At 69.4% G+C, this 19,362-nt stretch carries 17 protein-coding genes; 13 read left to right on the top strand and 4 right to left on the bottom strand.

What is annotated here, in order from left to right; genetic code table 11:
- Positions 1-20: 20 nt before the first annotated feature.
- The 6 genes from ACGF1Z_RS21580 to ACGF1Z_RS21605 all read left to right on the top strand — a co-directional run bounded on the left by ACGF1Z_RS21580 (position 21) and on the right by ACGF1Z_RS21605 (position 7,990).
- Entirely contained in the window at positions 21-521 is a 501-nt protein-coding gene (locus ACGF1Z_RS21580; RefSeq protein WP_393006309.1) for an SseB family protein, read from the top strand.
- Positions 518-1,165 (top strand): hypothetical protein, encoded by a 648-nt coding sequence (locus ACGF1Z_RS21585; protein ID WP_393006311.1) that lies wholly within the window; start codon positions 518-520, stop codon positions 1,163-1,165. Before ACGF1Z_RS21580 ends, ACGF1Z_RS21585 begins: the two co-directional genes overlap by 4 nt.
- Positions 1,165-5,736, top strand: coding sequence for a putative T7SS-secreted protein (locus tag ACGF1Z_RS21590; RefSeq protein ID WP_393006914.1), 4,572 nt, complete (start codon positions 1,165-1,167; stop codon positions 5,734-5,736). Before ACGF1Z_RS21585 ends, ACGF1Z_RS21590 begins: the two co-directional genes overlap by 1 nt.
- Positions 5,737-6,448: 712 nt before the next feature.
- Positions 6,449-6,889, top strand: a complete 441-nt coding sequence (locus ACGF1Z_RS21595; RefSeq protein ID WP_393006313.1) for a hypothetical protein — start codon at positions 6,449-6,451, stop codon at positions 6,887-6,889.
- A complete protein-coding gene (locus ACGF1Z_RS21600; RefSeq protein ID WP_393006315.1) occupies positions 6,886-7,254 on the top strand; it encodes a hypothetical protein in 369 nt (122 codons plus the stop codon). The genes ACGF1Z_RS21595 and ACGF1Z_RS21600 overlap by 4 nt, the downstream gene beginning before the upstream one ends.
- A complete protein-coding gene (locus ACGF1Z_RS21605; RefSeq protein WP_393006317.1) occupies positions 7,244-7,990 on the top strand; it encodes a hypothetical protein in 747 nt (248 codons plus the stop codon). The genes ACGF1Z_RS21600 and ACGF1Z_RS21605 overlap by 11 nt, the downstream gene beginning before the upstream one ends.
- A gap of 274 nt (positions 7,991-8,264) precedes the next feature.
- On the opposite strand, the gene ACGF1Z_RS21610 is transcribed toward ACGF1Z_RS21605, so the two are convergent.
- The gene (locus tag ACGF1Z_RS21610; RefSeq protein ID WP_393006916.1) at positions 8,265-8,477 is read right to left on the bottom strand and encodes a DUF397 domain-containing protein; all 213 of its coding nucleotides are present in this window, start codon (positions 8,475-8,477) and stop codon (positions 8,265-8,267) included.
- A 68-nt stretch (positions 8,478-8,545) separates the two neighbouring features.
- On the opposite strand from ACGF1Z_RS21610, the gene ACGF1Z_RS21615 reads away from it, so the two are divergent.
- Positions 8,546-9,133 (top strand): hypothetical protein, encoded by a 588-nt coding sequence (locus ACGF1Z_RS21615; RefSeq protein ID WP_393006319.1) that lies wholly within the window; start codon positions 8,546-8,548, stop codon positions 9,131-9,133.
- 265 nt (positions 9,134-9,398) lie between these two features.
- Here the strand turns inward: ACGF1Z_RS21615 and ACGF1Z_RS21620 are convergent, their stop codons facing one another.
- A complete protein-coding gene (locus tag ACGF1Z_RS21620; RefSeq protein ID WP_393006321.1) occupies positions 9,399-9,587 on the bottom strand; it encodes a DUF397 domain-containing protein in 189 nt (62 codons plus the stop codon).
- Positions 9,588-9,761: 174 nt separating this feature from the next.
- Between ACGF1Z_RS21620 and ACGF1Z_RS21625 the strand changes: the two genes are divergently transcribed.
- The 4 genes from ACGF1Z_RS21625 to ACGF1Z_RS21640 all read left to right on the top strand — a co-directional run bounded on the left by ACGF1Z_RS21625 (position 9,762) and on the right by ACGF1Z_RS21640 (position 12,569).
- A complete protein-coding gene (locus tag ACGF1Z_RS21625) occupies positions 9,762-10,112 on the top strand; it encodes a hypothetical protein (RefSeq protein WP_393006323.1) in 351 nt (116 codons plus the stop codon).
- A 169-nt stretch (positions 10,113-10,281) separates the two neighbouring features.
- The gene (locus tag ACGF1Z_RS21630; protein WP_393006325.1) at positions 10,282-10,785 is read left to right on the top strand and encodes an Imm50 family immunity protein; all 504 of its coding nucleotides are present in this window, start codon (positions 10,282-10,284) and stop codon (positions 10,783-10,785) included.
- The gene (locus ACGF1Z_RS21635; RefSeq protein WP_393006327.1) at positions 10,772-11,179 is read left to right on the top strand and encodes an Imm50 family immunity protein; all 408 of its coding nucleotides are present in this window, start codon (positions 10,772-10,774) and stop codon (positions 11,177-11,179) included. Before ACGF1Z_RS21630 ends, ACGF1Z_RS21635 begins: the two co-directional genes overlap by 14 nt.
- Before the next feature lie 481 nt (positions 11,180-11,660).
- The gene (locus ACGF1Z_RS21640) at positions 11,661-12,569 is read left to right on the top strand and encodes a helix-turn-helix domain-containing protein (protein ID WP_393006329.1); all 909 of its coding nucleotides are present in this window, start codon (positions 11,661-11,663) and stop codon (positions 12,567-12,569) included.
- 245 nt (positions 12,570-12,814) lie between these two features.
- Here ACGF1Z_RS21640 and aspS read toward each other — a convergent pair whose 3' ends face one another.
- Entirely contained in the window at positions 12,815-14,632 is a 1,818-nt protein-coding gene (gene aspS / locus ACGF1Z_RS21645; RefSeq protein ID WP_393006331.1) for an aspartate--tRNA ligase, read from the bottom strand.
- Between the two features lie 142 nt (positions 14,633-14,774).
- Here aspS and ACGF1Z_RS21650 point away from each other — a divergent pair, with 142 nt between their 5' ends.
- Both ACGF1Z_RS21650 and ACGF1Z_RS21655 read left to right on the top strand, forming a co-directional pair.
- Positions 14,775-16,862 carry a SpoIIE family protein phosphatase gene (locus tag ACGF1Z_RS21650; RefSeq protein ID WP_393006333.1) on the top strand — a complete coding sequence of 696 codons (2,088 nt, stop codon included), beginning with the start codon at positions 14,775-14,777 and terminating at the stop codon, positions 16,860-16,862.
- 487 nt (positions 16,863-17,349) lie between these two features.
- Positions 17,350-18,165: an MBL fold metallo-hydrolase gene (locus ACGF1Z_RS21655; RefSeq protein WP_393006335.1), complete on the top strand. Its 816-nt coding sequence runs from the start codon at positions 17,350-17,352 to the stop codon at positions 18,163-18,165.
- Between the two features lie 59 nt (positions 18,166-18,224).
- Here the strand turns inward: ACGF1Z_RS21655 and ACGF1Z_RS21660 are convergent, their stop codons facing one another.
- On the bottom strand, positions 18,225-19,298 hold the full coding sequence (locus ACGF1Z_RS21660; protein ID WP_393006337.1) for an AI-2E family transporter: 1,074 nt from the start codon (positions 19,296-19,298) through the stop codon (positions 18,225-18,227).
- Positions 19,299-19,362: the final 64 nt, after the last annotated feature.

Genomic DNA, 19,362 nt, shown 5'->3' on the forward strand with positions numbered 1-19,362 from the left:
GCACATGACAACATGACCGGGTGATCGACAACGGGGACGACGAGGCGAGGCCTCAAAGAGTTTCGCGACTCGCCGAGTTGGCGGCCGCTCCGGCGCCGGCGCGGCCGACGGCGGACCCGCCCGGGGCGACGACCGACCCGGCCGCCGTCGACGAACTCGCGACGGCGCGCCGCGAGTTTGCGCGTTTGCTGGGCGAGTTCCGGCGTACGGCCGTCCTGGTGCCGTTCGACGCGTCCGGGAGCCTGTGGACGGCCGACTTCAACGGGGTGCGGTGGATCTGCGCGTTCTCCGACGAGGAGGCGCTGGCCCGGTTCGCGGAGGCCCGGGGCGAGGCGGGCCGGGAGTGGACGTACCGGACGGTGCTGGGTGCGCGGCTTCTCGACGTGATGGTGCCGATGCTGCCCGGCCCGGGCGGGGTGGCACTGGATGCGGGCAGTACGGACGGAGTGGTGTTCCCGCCGGTGGCGGGGATCGTTCCGGACGAGGTGGCGGTGGATCTCGGGGGAACGGGGGAGCGGTGAGCGGGAACGATCCTGATCTGGCGGTGCCGCCGGCGGCGCTGGCGGAGATAGCGAAGGGCATCGATCTGGCGCATTCCGAGCTGAAGGACCTCGGGATGACCGGCCAGGCGTCCGTGGGCCGTGGCTTCTCGGATCTGGCCCTGTCCGGGCTGGAGCTGGGCCATGGCGGTCTGACGTCGGAGTTCGAGACGTTCTGCGGCCGGTGGGAGTGGGGCGTGCGGGCGCTGGCGATGCGCGGGAACGGTTTCGCGCAGGGGGTCGGCCTGTCGGCGGGGTCGTTCGCCGAGCAGGAGCAGTACATCAAGGACACCTTCAAGATCGGTGTGAACTCCCTGAACGGCAATCCGCATCTGTCCGAGGACGAGGTCAAGCAGATGAGCTGGGAGACCGTCCGCGACCAGCACGCCTGGGACGGCGCGGACTGGAGCCCGGAGTCGTTCTCGAAGGCGCACGACGAGGTCAAGCAGACCTGGAAGAACACCGGCTACGACGTGATGGACGCGGAGCTGGACCAGATGGAGCGCTCCGGGCTGATCGACCCGGCGGACCGTGACCTCGTGGACGCCAAGCTGAAGGAGAAACTCGCCCCCGACCAGGCGACGGTCGACCAGGCCGAGGAGCCGCGGTGGGGGGAGAGCCGCTGATGGTCGACTGGAAGGGGTGGGGCGACAAGATCGTCGACGGGGTCGACCACGGGCTCGACCGGGGCAAGGAGCTGGTCGGCGAAGGCGTCGACTACGTCACCGACAAGACCGGCCAGGTACTGGACAAGGCCGGGGCGCACGACTGGGCGGACGCGGTCGAGGACTGGGGCGACGAGACCGCCTCCTCCCTGGGCGCGGAGGTCGGCGAACAGCAGCTCGGGCAGACCGAGCAGGCCGACGAGCTCGTCCACGGCAAGCCGGACAGGATCGCGGCCACCGTGAAGAACCTGCGGGACTTCCGACGCGCCTTCGACCTGGTCGGCGGCGGGATGAAGAAGCTGGACTCCGCGCACTGGAAGGGCGCGGCGGCCGACACGTTCCGGGAGAAGTTCCAGACCCTGCCGACGGACTGGCTGCACGCGGCGGACGCGATGGAGCACGCGGCCAAGGCGCTGGAGACCTACGCGCACGCGGTGACCAGCGCGCAGGGCAAGGCGCGCGAGGCGATCGCCCTGTACAAGGAGGGCGACAAGGACACCAAGGAGGCCGCGGAGGCCTACGAGAAGAAGTCCGCGGCCTACGAGGCCGCCCGCGAGAGCGACAAGCCGCTGCCCCATCCCGGCGACTTCTCCGACCCCGGCGCGTCCAAGCGGAAGCGCGCACAGGAGATCCTGAACGACGCCCGCAAGGCCCGCAACGAGGCCGGCGAGACCGCCAAGGGCGCGGTCCGCGCCGCCCTCGCACACGCGCCGAAGGAGCCGACCGGCCTGGAGAAGGCCAAGCTGGAACTGACGGACTGGGGGGTCGGGCAGGGCTTCGAGCTGGCCCACTTCGGCGGCGGCGTCGTCAAGGGCACCGCGGGCCTGCTCAACTTCGTCCGCTCGCTCGACCCGATGGACCCGTACAACCTGACCCACCCGGCGGAGTACTACAAGGGCGTCAACACCACCCTCGCCGGCCTCGTCTCCACCGCCGCCAACCCCGACCGCGCCCTGAAGAACGCCTGGGACGCCGCCAAGGGCGACCCCTCCGAGTTCCTCGGCCGCCTCGTCCCGGAACTCATCGGCACCAAGGGCGCGGGCGGCCTGAAGTCCCTGACACGGCTGAAGCACCTGGACGACGTCCCGCACAGGAAGCCGGGCGGCACCCCGGGCCGTGACGCCCACACCGAGGACCCGCACGGTGCCGGCCGCAAGCCGGACGAGAAGTGCGACTGCGGCGACCCCGTGGACATGGCCACGGGGCGGGTCTTCCTGCCGCAGACGGACATCGCCCTGCCGGGCGCACTGCCGCTCGTCTTCGGCCGGCACTACGAGTCCTCCTACCGGGCGGGCCGGTGGTTCGGTCCTGCGTGGGCGAGCACGATCGACCAGCGACTGGAGATCGACGCGGAGGGGGTGGTCCTGCTCTGCGAGGACGGCAGTCTCCTCGCCTACCCGCACCCGGCCCCCGGTGTACCGGTACTGCCGACGCACGGCACCCGGCGCTGGACCCTGGACCGGGACGCGTCGGACGCCACGTACACGGTGACGGACCCGGAGACCGGCGTCGTACGCCACTTCGCCACCGTCGGCGACGGGGACGAGGCCGTCCTCGTCCAGATCGACGACCGCAACGGCAACTGGATCACCGTCGGCCACGACACGGACGGTGCCCCGACCGAGCTCGTCCACCACGGCGGCTACCGCCTCCGCCTCACCACCGACGGATCCCGGATCACGGCCCTGCACCTGGGCGACCAGGAGATCCGGCGCTACGGCTACACCGACGGCCATCTGACCTCCGTCGCCGACTCCGCGGGCCGCCCGCTGCTCTTCGGCTACGACGAGCGGGGCCGGATGACGTCCTGGACCGACAGCAACGGGCACCGCTACGACTACGTCTACGACGAGCGCGACCGCTGTGTCTCCCAGTCCGGCCGCGACGGCGTCATGGCCGGCCGCTTCACCTGGGGCGACGGGGAGTCGACGTACACCGACGCGCTCGGCCGGACGACCCGCTTCGAGCTGAACGACCAGGCCAGGATCACCGCCGAGACGGCACCGGACGGCGCGACCACCCGGTCCACGTACGACGCCCGGGGCCGTCTGCTCTCCCGCACGGACCCCCTGGGCCACACGACGCTCCTCGCCTACGACGACGAGGGCCGGCTCACGACCGTCACCCGCCCCGACGGGCGGACCACGACGGCCGAGTACGACGCGCTCGGCCTGCCCGTCAAGGTCCGGCGCCCGGACGGCACGACGGTCCGCCAGACGTACGACGAGCGCGGCAACCGGACGTCGGCGACCAGCCCTTCGGGCGGGCGGACGGAGTTCACGTACGACGCACGGGGCCGGCTCACGACGGTCACGGACCCCCTGGGTGCCGTCACGCGCGTCCGCAGCGACGACGCGGGCCTCCCGGTCGCCGTGACGGACCCGCTCGGCGCGACGACCACGTACGCCTACGACGCCTTCGGCCGAACGGTCCTCGTCACGAACGCGATGGGAGCGGTGACGCGGCTGGAGTGGACACCGGAAGGCCGTCTCGCCCGCCGGACCGCGCCGGACGGCTCCGTGGAGACCTGGACCCACGACGGCGAGGGCAACTGCCTCACCCACACCGACGCCCTCGGCGGCACGACGGTCTTCACCTACGGGGACTTCGACGTCCTCGCGACCCGCACCGACCCCGACGGGACGCGCTACTCCTTCACCCACGACGCGGCGCTGCAGCTGACGGGCGTCACCAACCCCCAGGGCCTGACCTGGACGTACGCCTACGACGGGGCCGGCCGGACGACATCCGAGACGGACTTCGACGGCAGGACCCTGACCTACACGCACGACACGGCGGGCCGCCTGACATCCCGCACGAACGGCGCCGGCGAAACGGTCCGCTTCGAGCGGGACGCACTGGGCCGGCTGCTCCGCAAGGACGCGGGCGGGGCCGTCACGACGTACGAGTACGACATCTTCGACGAACTGGCGGTGGCGACGAACCCGGACGCGCGCCTTGAACGCCTCCGGGACCGCTTCGGCCGTCTGGTGTCGGAGACGGTCAACGGCCGGACTCTGTCTTATACGTACGACGAGGCGGGCCGGCGGGTGGGGAGGACGACGCCGGGCGGTTCGGTCAGTACGTGGTCGTACGACGCGGCGGGCCGCAGGACGAGCCTCACCGCCTCCGGGCGCGAACTCGCCTTCTCCTTCGACGCGCTGGGCCGCGAGGTGGAGCGCACGGTCGCGGACTTCGCTTCGCTGACGTCGACGTACGACGTGATGAGCCGCCTGACGGTGCAGGAGGTCACGTCGGCCCGGGGCGGCGCCCGCCTCCAGCACCGCGCGTACGACTACCGCCCGGACGGCGGCCTGGTCGCCGTCACGGACGAGTTCTCGGGGACGCGCCGCTTCGACCTGGACGGGGCGGGGCGAGTCACGGCGGTGCGTGCGGACCGGTGGACGGAGCGGTACGCGTACGACGAGGCCGGCAACCAGACGGCGGCCGACTGGCCGTCCGCGCACCCGGCCCAGTCGGCGACGGGCCCGCGCGCGTACGAGGGCACGCGGATCACCCGCGCGGGCGCCGTCCGCTACGAGCACGACGACCAGGGCCGGATCGTCCTGCGCCAGAAGACCCGCCTCTCCCGGAAGCCGGACACCTGGCGGTACGCCTGGGACGCGGAAGACCGCCTGACGTCGGTGACCACGCCGGACGGCACGGTCTGGCACTACGCGTACGACGCTCTGGGCCGCCGCATATCCAAGCGATCCGCCTCGGAGACGGTCCACTTCACCTGGGACGGCACGACCCTCTGCGAGCAGTCGACCGAGAACGTCGTCCTGACCTGGGACCACGCGGGTCTGCGGCCCCTCTCCCAGACGGAACGCCGCACGGACACGGACGACGAGCGCTTCTTCGCCATCGTCACGGACCTGATCGGCACACCGACGGAACTCGTCGACGAGTCGGGCACCCTCGCCTGGCGCACCCGCACCACCCTCTGGGGCACGACGACGTGGAACCGAGACGCCACGGCCTACACGCCACTGCGCTTCCCGGGCCAGTACTTCGACCCGGAGTCGGGGCTGCACTACAACTACTTCCGGTATTACGACCCGGAGTCGGCTCGGTACTTGAGCCAGGATCCGTTGGGTCTGGCTCCGGCACCAAATTCGGTTGCGTACGTCTCCAATCCGAATACATGGGCGGATCCACTAGGACTGAAGGCGTGCCCTGACGAGGACGGAAAGGGAAAGAAATCTCGCGAGATTCACGAGTACTTCGACACCTACGCCGACGCTCGCCAGCACGCAAGGGAGCGTGCTGGCCTGGGGGACGACCAGATACCCTTTGTGCAAGAAATAGGCCCTCACGCCGGCCGGGTGACGGGCATGCAGAGCCCGGATGGAATGCGTGGATGGAGAATCGACTTCGATCCCGATAATCCGGAAAAGGGGTTTCACGTCAACTGGTGGTCTCGGGTCGGACGCAAGAGGAGTGACCAGTGGCAGTATGGGGCAGATACGATACGGGGTGGCACCGAAGGGGACTTTCTTGAAATCCTCGAACATTATCCGCATACGTGAGGGGAAAGTTTATGCACGTGCGATCTGCTCACGTCGCCACATGGCTTGACGATCACGAGCACGTCATACTCGAAAAAGGCCACTCACAAGAGTTCAATGCAGCCCTCAGCAGACTCCCCTGGACTGTAAGCAGCGTGAGATGGGCGGTCCTACCACATAAGGAGCTAGAGCTCCCCGACAACTTTGATGACCGGGAGTTCTGGGAAGAGTTTCGATCGAGCCCGGCAGGAAACCACGAATTCGTGTTCATCATGTACGCAGGGCGCGAGCCAGGGATTGTATGCAGAACTCGCGACGCCATTCCCGATCTGGACTACCTTTATTCCGGCGCTCCTGGCTCACGATACTTCTGCGGCGCGGACTTGAGCGACGAAGGCCCCGTTCTCGAGTTTGACGACTTTGCAGAATACGATGGAAATGGTCTCATCAAAGTTCACATGAGACCCGATTCCGGCACCTTGCGGTTGTAAGGCGTAGTCGTCAGACCGGGGCCGACGCACGACGGGGCCCGACGCTGGATGTTCAGCTCGCGCAGACGAGCCTCCTCCAGTTCCGTCGGGCCACCCGTCATCAGGTCCTGGGCGTTGCCGTTGAGCGGGAGTGCGATGGTCTCGCGGAGAGAGCCAACTACAGGGCCGAACCGAGGTCGTCGCGCATCTCCCTCAGCGGGAGCAGAACGTCCGCTTCTCCTCCCAGGAAAGAGTGATTGTCCGTGATCAGGATGACGTTCACCGTCCGCCCCGACCAGGGCGAACCCAGTGGCTTCGACCTCGGGGACGTCACCTGTGAGGGGGAGGGCGGAGCAGTCGCATCGGCCGGCCATGTCCCCGATCAGGGGATGATGATCTACCTGTCGGTTCCCCTCCTGCTCGACTCGCTTCGGCCCCTTTTCACCGGCGGGGGAAAGACGGCGTCGTTCGTGGGTACCGACACGTCATTCCGGCTCGACTTCCGGCGCGACCGCAAGGGAGTCGTCACGGTTTCGGCAAGGGGGACCGTCCTGGGTAAGTGCGGTCTGGGAGAGCTCGCGGACGCGGTGCTCCGTCCCACTTTGGAACTCGCGGAGAAGGACCTTTCGAGCCTTCCCGCAGGGGACGGTGCGCGTAGTGACTACTTCTCCTCCTTGGAGCGGTTCCGCGCGTCGCTCGCATGAACCTTCCGCCCGATGTCGAACGCGGCGACGTCCGGTTCCCTGACCACGACTCAGCTCTCGCCAAAGTCCTGCGCCGCTACGAGATCGAGGACCCTTCGTACATCGAGAGGGTCGGACAAGGGGGTAAGAACCCGAACCTCCACGGCCCCAAGGGCGAGCCGTGGGAGCTGATACGCGCCATCGACTCCAAGGGGAATGAGCTGGAGTTCTATCACCACGCAAATGGGCACTACTTCAAGAACAAGGATCCAGAACTTGAAGAGTGGCCACTGCCTCACTATCACGACCCCAAGGGCGAGCACGTCTACCATGGCGACACGCCATCAGCATACGGACTCAGGGGGGTACCGAGGAATGTCGAGTGAGGGCTATTTCATCTGCGGACAAGCGCGCTGGGATTCGGAGGGAATCGGCTCAACAGTCTCGTCCCTGGAGGGCCCACTGGGTGATATCGGTGCGGTGTGGGTGTTCTGCGAGCCAGACATGGAAAGCGACACCTGGGCCACTGTCCTGCCCAAGCTTCACCAAAAAAGGTTCTTCGCATGGTCGGCAAAGCTTCGCCCAGTGAACTGGGAGCCTCCGGGCGAGAGCGTCGACGGGCATTCGATTCTGTGGCGTTCGGGAAAGCGTGCGGCCACCCATCAGTTCCAGGGGCTTCCCTGCTTCGAGTCCCGGTACCAGTCCCTCCCGAACACCGAGCCGACCGTCCGTGACTTCATCAGCAACCTGGCGATCCGTAGCTCAGAATTCGCATGCGCCGTCGGAGGCTCTGACGCATCGAACAGTGCCTGGCTCCGATCGGCTCTACTGATGGAAACCCACTGGTCACTCTCCAGAGATTTCAGGAACTCGAAAGACCTGGAGTCCCGCCGCCGGAGAATCATCTCTCTCTACCTGAGATTCTCCGTCGAGGCGGGCTTCTTCCCTGCCATTCCACTCAACAAGCATCCCTACGCAGGCTTCGTCCTTTTCTGCCCCAGCGTGGTCTATACAGACGTTCTCCGGAGCATGGCAAGAGACGTGACAGCCTTCGAAGGCACCGAGGCGACAACCCGGATCAACAGCTTTCTCGGACGGGGCGGAGATCTCGCCTACCTCTGACCCGGGACTCAGGGGAGGGCTCGGCGGTTGTCAGTCGCAGAGCTCGGGCAACGCACCCTTGCCCGTCGTCGAGCCCTTCGGCGGCCCTCCGCCGCCGACGCGATCGCGCTTGCCTTGATACCGGCAGCGTCCGCGGCGCCGCCGCCCGCGAGGAGGACCCGGCGGCGGGTCATCGTCCGCCGGAGCCTGCCCAGCGTTCTCTCTCATGGGCGAGAACGCTGGGCAGGCAGACTGTCAGGGAGACGGGTGGCAGCTGCGAGTCGCCTTCTACGCGTCAGCGCCCCGAGGCGTACGACACGAAGCCCGCCCTCGCGGTCGGCGCGGGCGCGAGCCTGGGGCTGTCGGTGAGCTTGGAGTCGCGGACGTGGACCGTGTCGGGGGTGGTGGCGACCTCGATGCAGGAGCCGCCCTCGCTGCTGCTGCCGTAGCTGCTCTTGAACCACACGAGTGCAGAAATCGCAGGCGGCCAGGGATCGTACTTTGGAATGGAAATCAATCGGAACAGCGGACACCACAAACCTCCGGCCGAGAGCCTGGAGATCGGTAAGGAAGCATGTGAACGCGCAGGAATCACCTTCTTCTGACCACCCTTCAGCCGATGGTCGCGGCGGGGGCGACGCCTACGACATCACCAGCCGCTCCCTGCCGGAACTGGAACGGCACGTCAGAGAGACTGCCGACAGCACTGCATCACCAGGCCACTGGGAGCAGGTGCGTGACCTAGCCGTTGGCAGAATGCAGAGAAACTCGGACGCCGCAGAGACAAGAATTCGGTGGAGGCATCTGGCATTGTCAGCCCTCCCGAAGAAACACTCGGGAAACACGGACCCGAAGGTAGAACTCGCCGAGGAAGTCAGTATCCGTGCGTACATGATCCGATTCTTCGGCGCAAGCGAAACAGATGCGACTCGCCAGCCGTCCGACCTTTGCGCCGCGATCTTCCCGCAAATCGGAATGACCCCTGCAGAAGTCACTCAAAGCGCCGAGGCGTGGCAGACAAAGCCGCGCGAGGAAATCCTGCAACTCCGGCGTATCAAGAACGTGCTGTCTCCACTCCTGCAAATCAAGGACGTTCTGAGCAGAGACGAGAAGGTAGCACCTGACATCCATGAGTGGCTGGCGCTCATACCACAACTTCCCTAGAGCGTGTCTGAAGTGGCGCCGGCTGCCTTAATGCATCACGATGCACCGAGGGGCCCTTTACCGTCGTACGGTTACGGGCCCTTCCATTAGCTAACGGTCAGGCATAGCGCGCCGCGTCCGGGTCGACAGATTCTGGCACCGGGCGGTCGTCCGCGGGCTTCTTCTCGGCGGCTTGACGGTCGATGATGTGCGCTGCCTTTACGGAAAAATACGAAGCGTGGATCGTCGTACGTTATTCCCGGTGGGCACGTGGGTTCTGTGTACGTCAGCGGCCCGAGGCGTACGACACGAAGCCCGCCCACGCGGTCGGCGCGAGCGCGAGCCGGGGGCTGTCGGTGAGCTTGGAGTCGCGGACGTGGACCGTGTCGGGGTTGGTGGCGACCTCGACGCAGGAGTCGCCCTCGCTGCCGCTGCCGTAGCTGCTCTTGAACCCATGGAAGGTGGTCGGCGACAAGCGTCTCACGTATGAGCCGGGGTACATCTACGCCGAGGATCAACGAGGAAGGCGGCGACCATCACTTCTTCTGCACAGGATCATGACGACGCCACACCGGAGTGGCAGAGGAAGTTGGAGGCCAGCGGCCTCACAGTGCTGGATCGTGAGGTCCCCATGGGCTTCCCCGCCGTCATGTCTGCGATCTACGCGGTCAACGGAGTGGCAGTCGAACCCACGGTATCCATCGCCGATTCACTGCCGGACGCCTCCGCGCAACTGGACCGCCAGTGGGCAGATCAGGCCGCCGCCAACCGCCTCCTCACAGAGGGAGGTGAATTCTACATTCTCACTTCCGTCGCGCGTGGGGAAATCACCTGGATTCACGTGAGAGACTCCATCGGAGCCGCCCTCCCGTCCCGAATTCGCGCCGGCACCGGCAACGCTGAATTCTTGACGGTGTCGGAGGACGGCCGAGTGATGTGCGCGGTGTCGACGGAGGAATCAGAGACGTGGATCGTCACCCATCGATTCTCTCCTGGGTGAGCGAGGTACGCTCGCGCCTCTGCGGCAGCGGGACGAACGCCGCGTGGGCGCAGACTGGTGTGCGCGGCGACCGAGGAGGAGGACGCTTCGGGTCGTCGTCGCGCATCTCCCGCAGAGGGAGCGGAGCTCGCACCGGAAGGTCGTTCGGGTTCGTAGAGTGTACGGGACCATGACCAACCGGCTCGTCATCCCCAACTCACAGATCCTCACGTCACTTTACGGAGAACTGCCCGCCCTCGACGGGCTCCGTCTGCGGTCCCTCCAGATGAACTGGCGTGGTCCGACGGTGACCTTGCGCGTCGACCTCCCGGTGTTCCCCTCGCGCCTTCCGGACGAGTGGGCGGGGTCGGGAGTCGACACCGTTCAGTGCCACCTCCAGTTCCTCGCCGTCACGGACCTGACCCTGGCGGTGTGGGATCCGCCGGCTTCAGCCGTCTCCTTCGACGTGGGATCCGTGCAAGGAGGGGACCGGGTGCGGGTGACAGCGGTCGCCCCGGGCGTGGACCTCGCCTTCACCAGCAGTCGTTCCGCCCTCGTCGGGCACGTGAGTGCCTTCCGGGCGGGGCCCGACGGGTCGGACGCCGGCAGGCATCTGTTCGCGCAGGCGCTGGACAGGCGCCGCTACGAGTCACTCCCCGGACCTGACGAGAAGAACTTCTATGAACGCCTCTGACTGGACCTTGCAGGTCGACCCGGAGGGTCGGCTGCGCGGGCTCTACGGAGCTGGCGGCCTTCCGCTGGAGGCCTGCGAGTTGTTCTACCTCCAGATCGACGAACGCGAGCGCTCGGCGACCCTGGGATTCGAGACCGGCCGCCTTCCCCCGAACCCACCCCCGGAATGGGGCCAACGGCCCTACAACACCGTGGAGTTCTTTGTCGCCTTCACGAACACCTCGGAAATCTTCCTTTCCGGATGGAATCCCAGCGCCAGGGCCGGCGTCGCGCTCGCCCCGCACGGCACGGGGTCCGTGCGGGTGTCCCTCGAACACGCCGACTCCCGGCTCCGCTTCACGGCCACAGGGGCGGCGGTGACTCGGGTGCGTCCCTACCTCGCCGGCGGCGAGTGACGGCGGCTCACGGGTTCCACGCCACCATCGCCCGTTGAAGGGGCGGGCCCGAGCCGGCGCCTTACGCGCCACCGGACCGGATGGGTCCCGGCCCGGTCGGAACGGGCGACGGGCCGCTGCTCGTCTGGGCACCGGCCGACCCGTGGGGCGCCGAGGGCGGTCCGTACCCGTACCCCGGAAGACGGTCTGGGCGGAGCTGGATCTCGTCGGTTCACCGGAGCCCGGAGAAGCGGACTCCGGTGGCTCGGGTGGTCCCACCTAACAAGAACCGGAGGAGAAAAGAACCCCCCACCCCTCCCTTTCCCTCCCAGCCCTGCCCGTCACTCTTGCCGGTGAAATATGCCAACTGGAGTAGTGGAGGGCCCGGTTGCCTGATCTACGCTCGGCACGACCGACACCACCCCGGACATGCGTCGGCCCCCGCCGGGACGGCAATCCCAGTGCGAGGGCCTGACCATCCAGGAAGCTTAGGACCTTCCCGATGGATAACCAGAACACTAGCGTGCGCCCGCCCCATCCGTCCCGTAACGGCGGGAAGAACCACTCTCACCGGGGTACGACCGGCGGCGTGATTCACGAGAACACGCGCCACACCGAGCGCTTCACCGTCGTCGGCAACCACCTCCTCCAGCACGGAGAGCTGTCCGGGCTGGCGATCGGCATCGGCAGCCACATCCAATCGCTGCCCGAGGGCGCGCCCATCGACATCAAGACCATCGCCAGGAACCTGCGCGAGGGCACCACCCGGACCGCACGTGCCATGCGCGAGTTGGAGGCCCACGGCTACCTGCGACGCGAGCGCGTACGCCTGGCGAACGGGCGGATCGTCACACGGTCGGTGTTCTGCAACCAGCCGGGCCGCGGCAGGACCAGCGCCGGCACCCGGACCGCACGACCGGCGCCGAAGCCGAAGTCGCAGCCCAAGCCCCGGCCCGAGCCGCGTCGCCGCGCCCTGCCCGCCGTGCCGGAGCCCGCACGGACCCCCCGGCCCGAGCCGCGTCGCCGCGCCCTGCCCGCCGTGCCGCAGCCCGCATATCCCGCCTCCGACCTGCTGCTGACCGCCGTGGAACTCCTCGCCGGGCTCCGGCTGCGAGACCCCCGACTGCTTCTCACCGCCGCCGAGACCGAGCACCTTTCCCCAGGAGTCGCCGCCTGGCTGGAGCGGGACGTCGCCCCGGACGCCGTACGGCATGCTCTGACCGCCGACCTCCCGGCACCCCTGTACCGCCCCGCCGCCATCCTCGCTCACCGTCTGTCCGAACGGCTCCCGGCTCCGCCGCCCTTCCGTGCCCCCGAACGGCAACACCACCCGCTGCAGAACTGCGACGTCTGCGACCGGGCGTACCGAGGACCGGAACCGGGCCGGTGCGGGAGCTGCCACCTACCCTGAACGTGACGATCCTCGCCCTGGCACAGACGAAGGGCGACCGCCATGACCATCGCCCCGAACGACGCACGGCAGGGCGCCTTCTCCCTCCACCGGGCCACTGACGAGGAGCGTGGTCGCCGCGCCGGCCACGGCGACGTAGGGAGCCTCGATCTCTGGGCGCCGTTCCGGGCGGGCCGACGGGAAGCGTGAGGGGCCCGGAACCGCACCCACGGTTCCGGGCCCCTCACGTCAGGAGGACGTACCGCTTACCGCGCCGCGTCCGGGTGGACCGACTCCGTGACCGGGCGGTCCTCCGTGGTCTTCTTCTCGACCGGCTTGCGGAGCTGGATGTTCAGCTCCTTCAGACGGGCCTCGTCCAGCTCCGTCGGGGCGCCCATGAGGAGGTCCTGGGCGTTGCCGTTGAGCGGGAAGGCGATCGTCTCGCGGATGTTCGGCTCGTCGGCCAGGAGCATCACGATGCGGTCCACGCCCGGGGCGATGCCGCCGTGCGGCGGGGCGCCGTACTCGAAGGCGCGGAGCATGCCCGCGAACTCGTGCTCCACGGTCTCCTTCGAGTAGCCCGCGATCTCGAAGGCCTTGAACATGATCTCGGGCTCGTGGTTCCGGATCGCGCCGGAGGAGAGCTCGATGCCGTTGCAGACGATGTCGTACTGCCAGCCGAGGACGTCCAGCGGGTCCTGCGTCTCCAGGGCCTCGAGGCCGCCCTGCGGCATGGAGAACGGGTTGTGCGAGAAGTCGATCTTGCCGGTCTCCTCGTCCCGCTCGTACATCGGGAAGTCCACGATCCACGCGAAGCGGAAGACGTTCTCCTCGAACTGGCCGGCGCGCTTGGCGGCCTCGACCCGGACCGGGCCCATGATCTTGGAGACCTCGTCGAACTCGCCGGCGCCGAAGAACACCGCGTGGCCGGGCTTGAGGCCCAGGCGCTCGGTGAGGACCTTGACGTTCTCCTCGGTGAGGAACTTGGCGATCGGGCCGGTCAGCGCGTTCTCCTCGCCGACGCGGACCCAGGCGAGGCCCTTCGCGCCGAGGGAGACGGCGAAGTCGCCGAGGCCGTCGAAGAACTTGCGCGGCTGGTCACCGGTGTCCGGGACGGCGAGCGCACGGACGTGCTTGCCGGCGAAGGCCTTGAACTCGGAGTTCTCGAAGACGTCGGTGATGTCGACGAGTTCGAGGTCGGTGCGCAGGTCCGGCTTGTCGTTGCCGTACTTGAGCATCGACTCGCGGAACGGGATCCGCGGGAACGGGGAGGTGACGTGGCGGCCGCCGCCGAACTCCTCGAAGAGCTCGGTCATCAGCTTCTCGATCGGCTGGAAGACGTCCTCCTGCTCGACGAAGCTCATCTCGACGTCGAGCTGGTAGAACTCGCCCGGCGAGCGGTCGGCGCGGGCGTCCTCGTCGCGGAAGCACGGCGCGATCTGGAAGTAGCGGTCGAAGCCGGAGATCATCAGCAGCTGCTTGAACTGCTGCGGCGCCTGCGGCAGGGCGTAGAACTTGCCCGGGTTCAGACGGGACGGGACGACGAAGTCGCGGGCGCCCTCGGGGGAGGTCGCGGCGAGGATCGGGGTCGCCATCTCGTTGAAGCCGAGGGCCACCATCTTGGAGCGGATGGCGGCGATGACGGCCGAGCGCAGCATGATGTTGCGGTGCATGCGCTCGCGGCGCAGGTCGAGGAAGCGGTACTCCAGGCGCCGCTCCTCGTTCACGCCGTCGTCGGTGTTGATGGTGAACGGGATCTGCTTGGCCGCGCCGAGGACCTCGACGGTGGCGGCCTCGATCTCGATCTCGCCGGTGGCGAGCTCGGGGTTCACGTTGTCGGCGCCGCGCGAGACGACCTTGCCGTCGACGCGGACGACCGTCTCCTTGGTCAGCTTGTCGAGGACCTCGGCCGCCGGCGTGCCGGGGCGGGCGACCAGCTGGGTGATGCCGTAGTGGTCGCGGAGATCGATGAAGAGGATGCCGCCCAGGTCGCGCCGATTGTGCAGCCAGCCGCTCAGCCGGACGTCGGTGCCGACGTCAGAGGCGCGGAGCTCGCCGCAGGTGTGGGACCTGTACCGATGCATCGTCGTTCATCCAGTTCTTCGGGATCCTTGGTGGGTGCCGGACACACACACGTCCAGCCGTCCCAGGGTACCGGGACACCCAAGATCGCGATTCGAATACTCTCAGTGGCGATCTGCTGTCCGATCTTCATAAAGTGGGGCAATGCGCACCGAGGACGTCCTGGCTGCGATCGCGACCGGTCTGTGGCGCTGGGACAACGCTTCCGGGGTGGTGACCCTCGACGCCGAGGCGGCCCGGCTGCTCGGGCTGCCCGCCGAGCCCGTGCAGCTCACCGAGGCCGCCGCGCGTTCCCGCTTTCATCCGGTCGACTGGAACGAGATCGACGGGGTCGTCGCCCTCGCCGTCGCCGAGGACACCCTCGCCGAGGCCCGGCTGCGGATCATGGACGGGCACGGGCGGGTGATCCGCACCGTACGGAGCAGGTCGAAGCCGCTGATCGAGGGCAACGACTACCAGCTGGTCGGCACGCTGCAGGAGGTCGCCGAGCCGCAGCCCGGCACCGCCGCCCGCACCCCGGTCACGGGCGACTGGCGCCGCTCCCGCGAGGCCTTCCTGCTCGACGCGGGCCGCGCGCTCGCCGAGGCCCGGTCGACGGCGGAGGTGCTGCGGGTCGCGGCATCGCTGTCGATGCCGGGCTTCTCGCCGGACGGGCTCGCCGTCTTCGGCATGTCGGGCGAGCGGCTCACCGTCATCGGGCACCACGGGCACGGCGACGGCGACGAGGGGCCGTTCACCTCGATGACCCTGGACACCGACTATCCGGCGGCCGAGGTCGTCCGGACCGGGCGGGCGATCTATCTGCCGACCGAGGAGGAGTACGCGCGCCGCTTCCCGATGACCTGGCCGCTGGCCCGGCGCTTCGGCCGGCACTCCTGGGCCTTCGTCCCGCTCGTCGTCGCCGGGCGCACGATGGGGGCCTGGATGGCCGCGTTCAAGCATCCGGTGGCCTTCACGCCGGACGAGCGGAGCGTCCTGACGACGGTCGCCCGGATGCTGGCGCAGGCACTGGCCAGGGCCGGGGTGGCCGAGTCGGAGCGGGAGCTGTCGCTCGGCCTGCAGCGGACGATGATGCCGGTGCTGGGGCCCGGGATCCCGGGCATCGCGGTCGCCGCGCGGTACGTGCCCACGGGCGGCGGCCTCCAGGTCGGCGGCGACTGGTACGACGTCATCCGGCTGCCCGGCGGGGCCGGCCCGGGCCGGATCGCCCTGGTCATCGGCGACGTGCAGGGGCACGACGTGCGGGCGGCGGGGCTCATGGGCCAGCTGCGGATCGCGCTCCGCGCCTACGCCTCCGAGGGACACCGCCCGGACGCCGTGCTGTCCCGGGCCTCGCGCTTCCTCTACGGCATCAACGACGGCACGGACGACGAGGGCGCTTACGGCGGGGGCCGGTTCGCGACCTGTCTCTACCTGGAGGTCGACCTGGACTCGGGCGTAGTCGAGATCGCCCGGGCCGGGCACCCGGACCCCGCGGTACGGATGACCGACGGAACGGTGCTGCTCAGGCCCACGGCGGGCGGCCTGCCCCTCGGGATCGACCCCGACACCGACTACCCCACCACCCGGCTCACCCTGGAGCCCGGCGAGACCCTGATGATCTGCACCGACGGGCTCCTGGAGACCGGCGGCCACGACCTGGACAGCGGCTGGGAGCGGGTCAGGAAGCTGCTGGAGTCGGATACGGGCGAGGACCTGGAGGAGCTGGCCGACCGGCTCGTCGAGGCCGTCCACGGGCCCGGCTCCCACTACACCACCGGTCCGCTGGCCGACCGCCGCGAGGACGACATCGCGGTCCTCCTCCTCTCCCGCCAGGGCACGGCCGTGCAGGAGGCCCCGCGGCGCACGATGATGACCGTCGCCCAGGCCGAGCCGGAGCGGATCGCCACCGCGCGTGAGCAGGTGCGGCAGCTGCTGCACGACTGGTCGGACGCGGAGCAGGTCGACTCGGCGGTGCTGATGGTCTCCGAGATGGTCACCAACGTCCTCGTCCACACCGACGGCGACGCGCTGCTCGTGGCCGAGGTCGTCTGCCTGGGCAACGCCCGCCGGCTCCGCGTCGAGGTCGCCGACGCCAGCGACGAACTGCCGCACCGGCGCCACCCGGGCGAGATGGCCTCCAGCGGGCGCGGGCTGATCCTGATGGAGATGCTGGCCGACACATGGGGCGTGGACCCGCGGGGCGAGGGCAAGGCGATCTGGTTCGAGCTGCACGAGTCGGCCGCGGGCTGACGGGTCCGCGGGAAGTCGCCCGGGTCCGGGCCGTACGCGCCGAAGGCCCCCGAGGCGCCGGGCCGAGGCGCGAGCACCCCGCCCGGGCCTGGACCTCCGGGGCCGCCGAGCAGGGGGCTCCGGGCCGCCGGGCCGCCGGGCCACCGGGCAAGGGTTTCCGGGCCCCTGCCCCCGGCCGCCGGGCAAGGGGTTTCCGGGCCCCGGCCCCAGGCCGCCCGGCGGGGGTTTCCCGGCCCCGGGCCCCAGGCCGCCGGACAGGGGTTTCCCGGCCCCGGCCCCAGGCCGCCCGGCAGGGGTCTCCGGGCCACCAGGCCTCCGCCTCCGCGCTCGAGGTCCCCCGGCCGCCGCGCGGGCGCCCCGACACGGCCCGGCACGAACCGGCGGGGCCCCACGGGACCGGTCCGGACCGGACGGCCTGACGAGCGGCCTTCCCGCCCTCGCAGGACACTGGTGGAGTACGGCCGCCGGGGGGACCACGGAGCGCGACATGGACACCCACAAGGTCGGAAGCGACACCACGGTCCTGGCGGACAGCCTCGAAGTGCCGGGAATCGGGCACATCCCCGTCAGTGCGTACGTCCTCACGGCGCGCGAACCGGTCGTCGTCGACACCGGTCTCTCGCTCTCCGACCGGGACTTCGTCGCGGCCCTCGGCTCGGTGATCGACCCCGCCGACGTGCGGTGGATCTGGCTCACCCACCCCGACCGCGACCACACCGGCGGCCTCTTCCGCCTCCTCGACGCCGCCCCGGACGCCAGGCTCGTGACCACGTTCGTCGCGGCCGGGATCATGTCCACCGAGCGCCCGCTGCCCATGGACCGGGTCTACCTCCTCAACCCGGGCCAGACCCTCGACGTCGGCGACCGGGTCCTCGACGCCTTCCGGCCCCCGCTGTTCGACAACCCCGCCACCGTCGGCTTCTACGACGAGAAGACCCGCACCTGCTTCAGCTCCGACTGCTTCGGCGCCCCCATGCCGACCGCCGAGCTCGCCGAGAGCGGCCACGCGAACGACCTCAAACCGGAGGAGCTCCGGGCCTTTCAGCTGCTGTGGGCCACGGTGGACAGCCCGTGGGTGCAGATCGTGGACCCGCTGAAGTACGGGACGTGGGTGGACCTGATCCGGGAGATGAACCCGGAGATCGTGCTGAGCACCCATCTCCCGCCGGCCGTACGGATGACCGGCCGCATGATCGAGACGATCACCATGGCCCCGGACGTCGAACCCTTCGCCGGCCCCGACCAGGCGGCCCTGGAGCAGATGCTGCGCGCCTTCGAGCCGGGCGGCCTGACGCCCGCGTAGCCCCGGCGCCGCGGTCCTCCGACCGCCCGGGCGGCTCCGGCTACCCTGTCGGCCCCCGCCTACTCCGCCGCGTCCTCCCCCGCCCCGTACCGGCTGCGCAGCTCGCCCAGGATCCCGAAGAAGGCGGCGGTCAGGGGCACGGCGAGCAGCATGCCGAGGATGCCGGCGACCGATGCCCCGGCGGTGATCGCCAGCATCACCACCGCCGGGTGCATCTGCACCGTCCGGCTCTGCACCATCGGCTGCAGCACGTTGCCCTCGATGACCTGGACGGCGAGGACGACCCCGAGCACCCACAGGGCGATGACGAAGCCCCGGTCGGCGAGGGCGACGAGGACGGCGACGGCGCCGGAGAGGAAGGCGCCGAGGTACGGGATGTAGGCGGTGACGAACACCAGCGCGGCGAGGCCCACCGCGCCCGGGACCCGGAGGACGAGCAGGCCGATCCCGATCAGGACGGCGTCGACGAGCGCCACCAGGGTGGTGCCGCGCATGAAGCCCTCGACGGCCTCGAAGGCGCGCCGCCCCATGGCCTCCGCCGTGTCGCGGGTCGAGCGCGGGGCGAGCGACCGCAGGACGTCGGCGGCGCGGTCGGAGTCGCGCAGGAAGAAGAAGATGAGGAGCAGGGCGAGGATCGCGGTGGCGAGTATCTGGCCGACGACGCTGAGCCCCGAGATCACCCCGGAGGCGGCCGTCCCGCCGAACTTCTCCAGGAGCTTCTGGGCGTTCTCGGCGAGGTCGTCGAGGGAGGTGCCGGCCGCGCCGAAGTGCTCGGCGATGTCGGCGGCGGCCTGCCGCAGCGAGGCGACGATCTGGTCGCCGGTCTCGACGATCGCGGCGACCACGATGTACGTGGCGCCGCCGACGACCGCGAGCACGGCGAGGACGGTGAGGCCTGCGGCGAGCGACTTCTGCACCTTCATGCGCAGCAGGCGCCGGTGGAGGGGGCCGAGCAGGGCGGTGCCGAGCAGGGCGAGCAGGACGGGGGTGACGGCCGTCTTGAAGGCGACGCACAACCAGATGAAGACCGCCGCGACGCCGGCGACCAGCAGCGCGACCACGCACCAGGCGGCGGTGCGGCGGGCGCCCTCCGGCAGCAGCGGGCGGTCGGCGGCGGGGCGTTCGGTGGGCACGCCTCCACCGGACCACGCCGCTCGGCGTGTCGTCGCGCGCTCGGTGCCGTACGGGTGACGCCTC

The sequence above is a fragment of the Streptomyces sp. NPDC048018 genome, assembly GCF_043202995.1.
Taxonomy (GTDB): Bacteria; Actinomycetota; Actinomycetes; order Streptomycetales; family Streptomycetaceae; genus Streptomyces.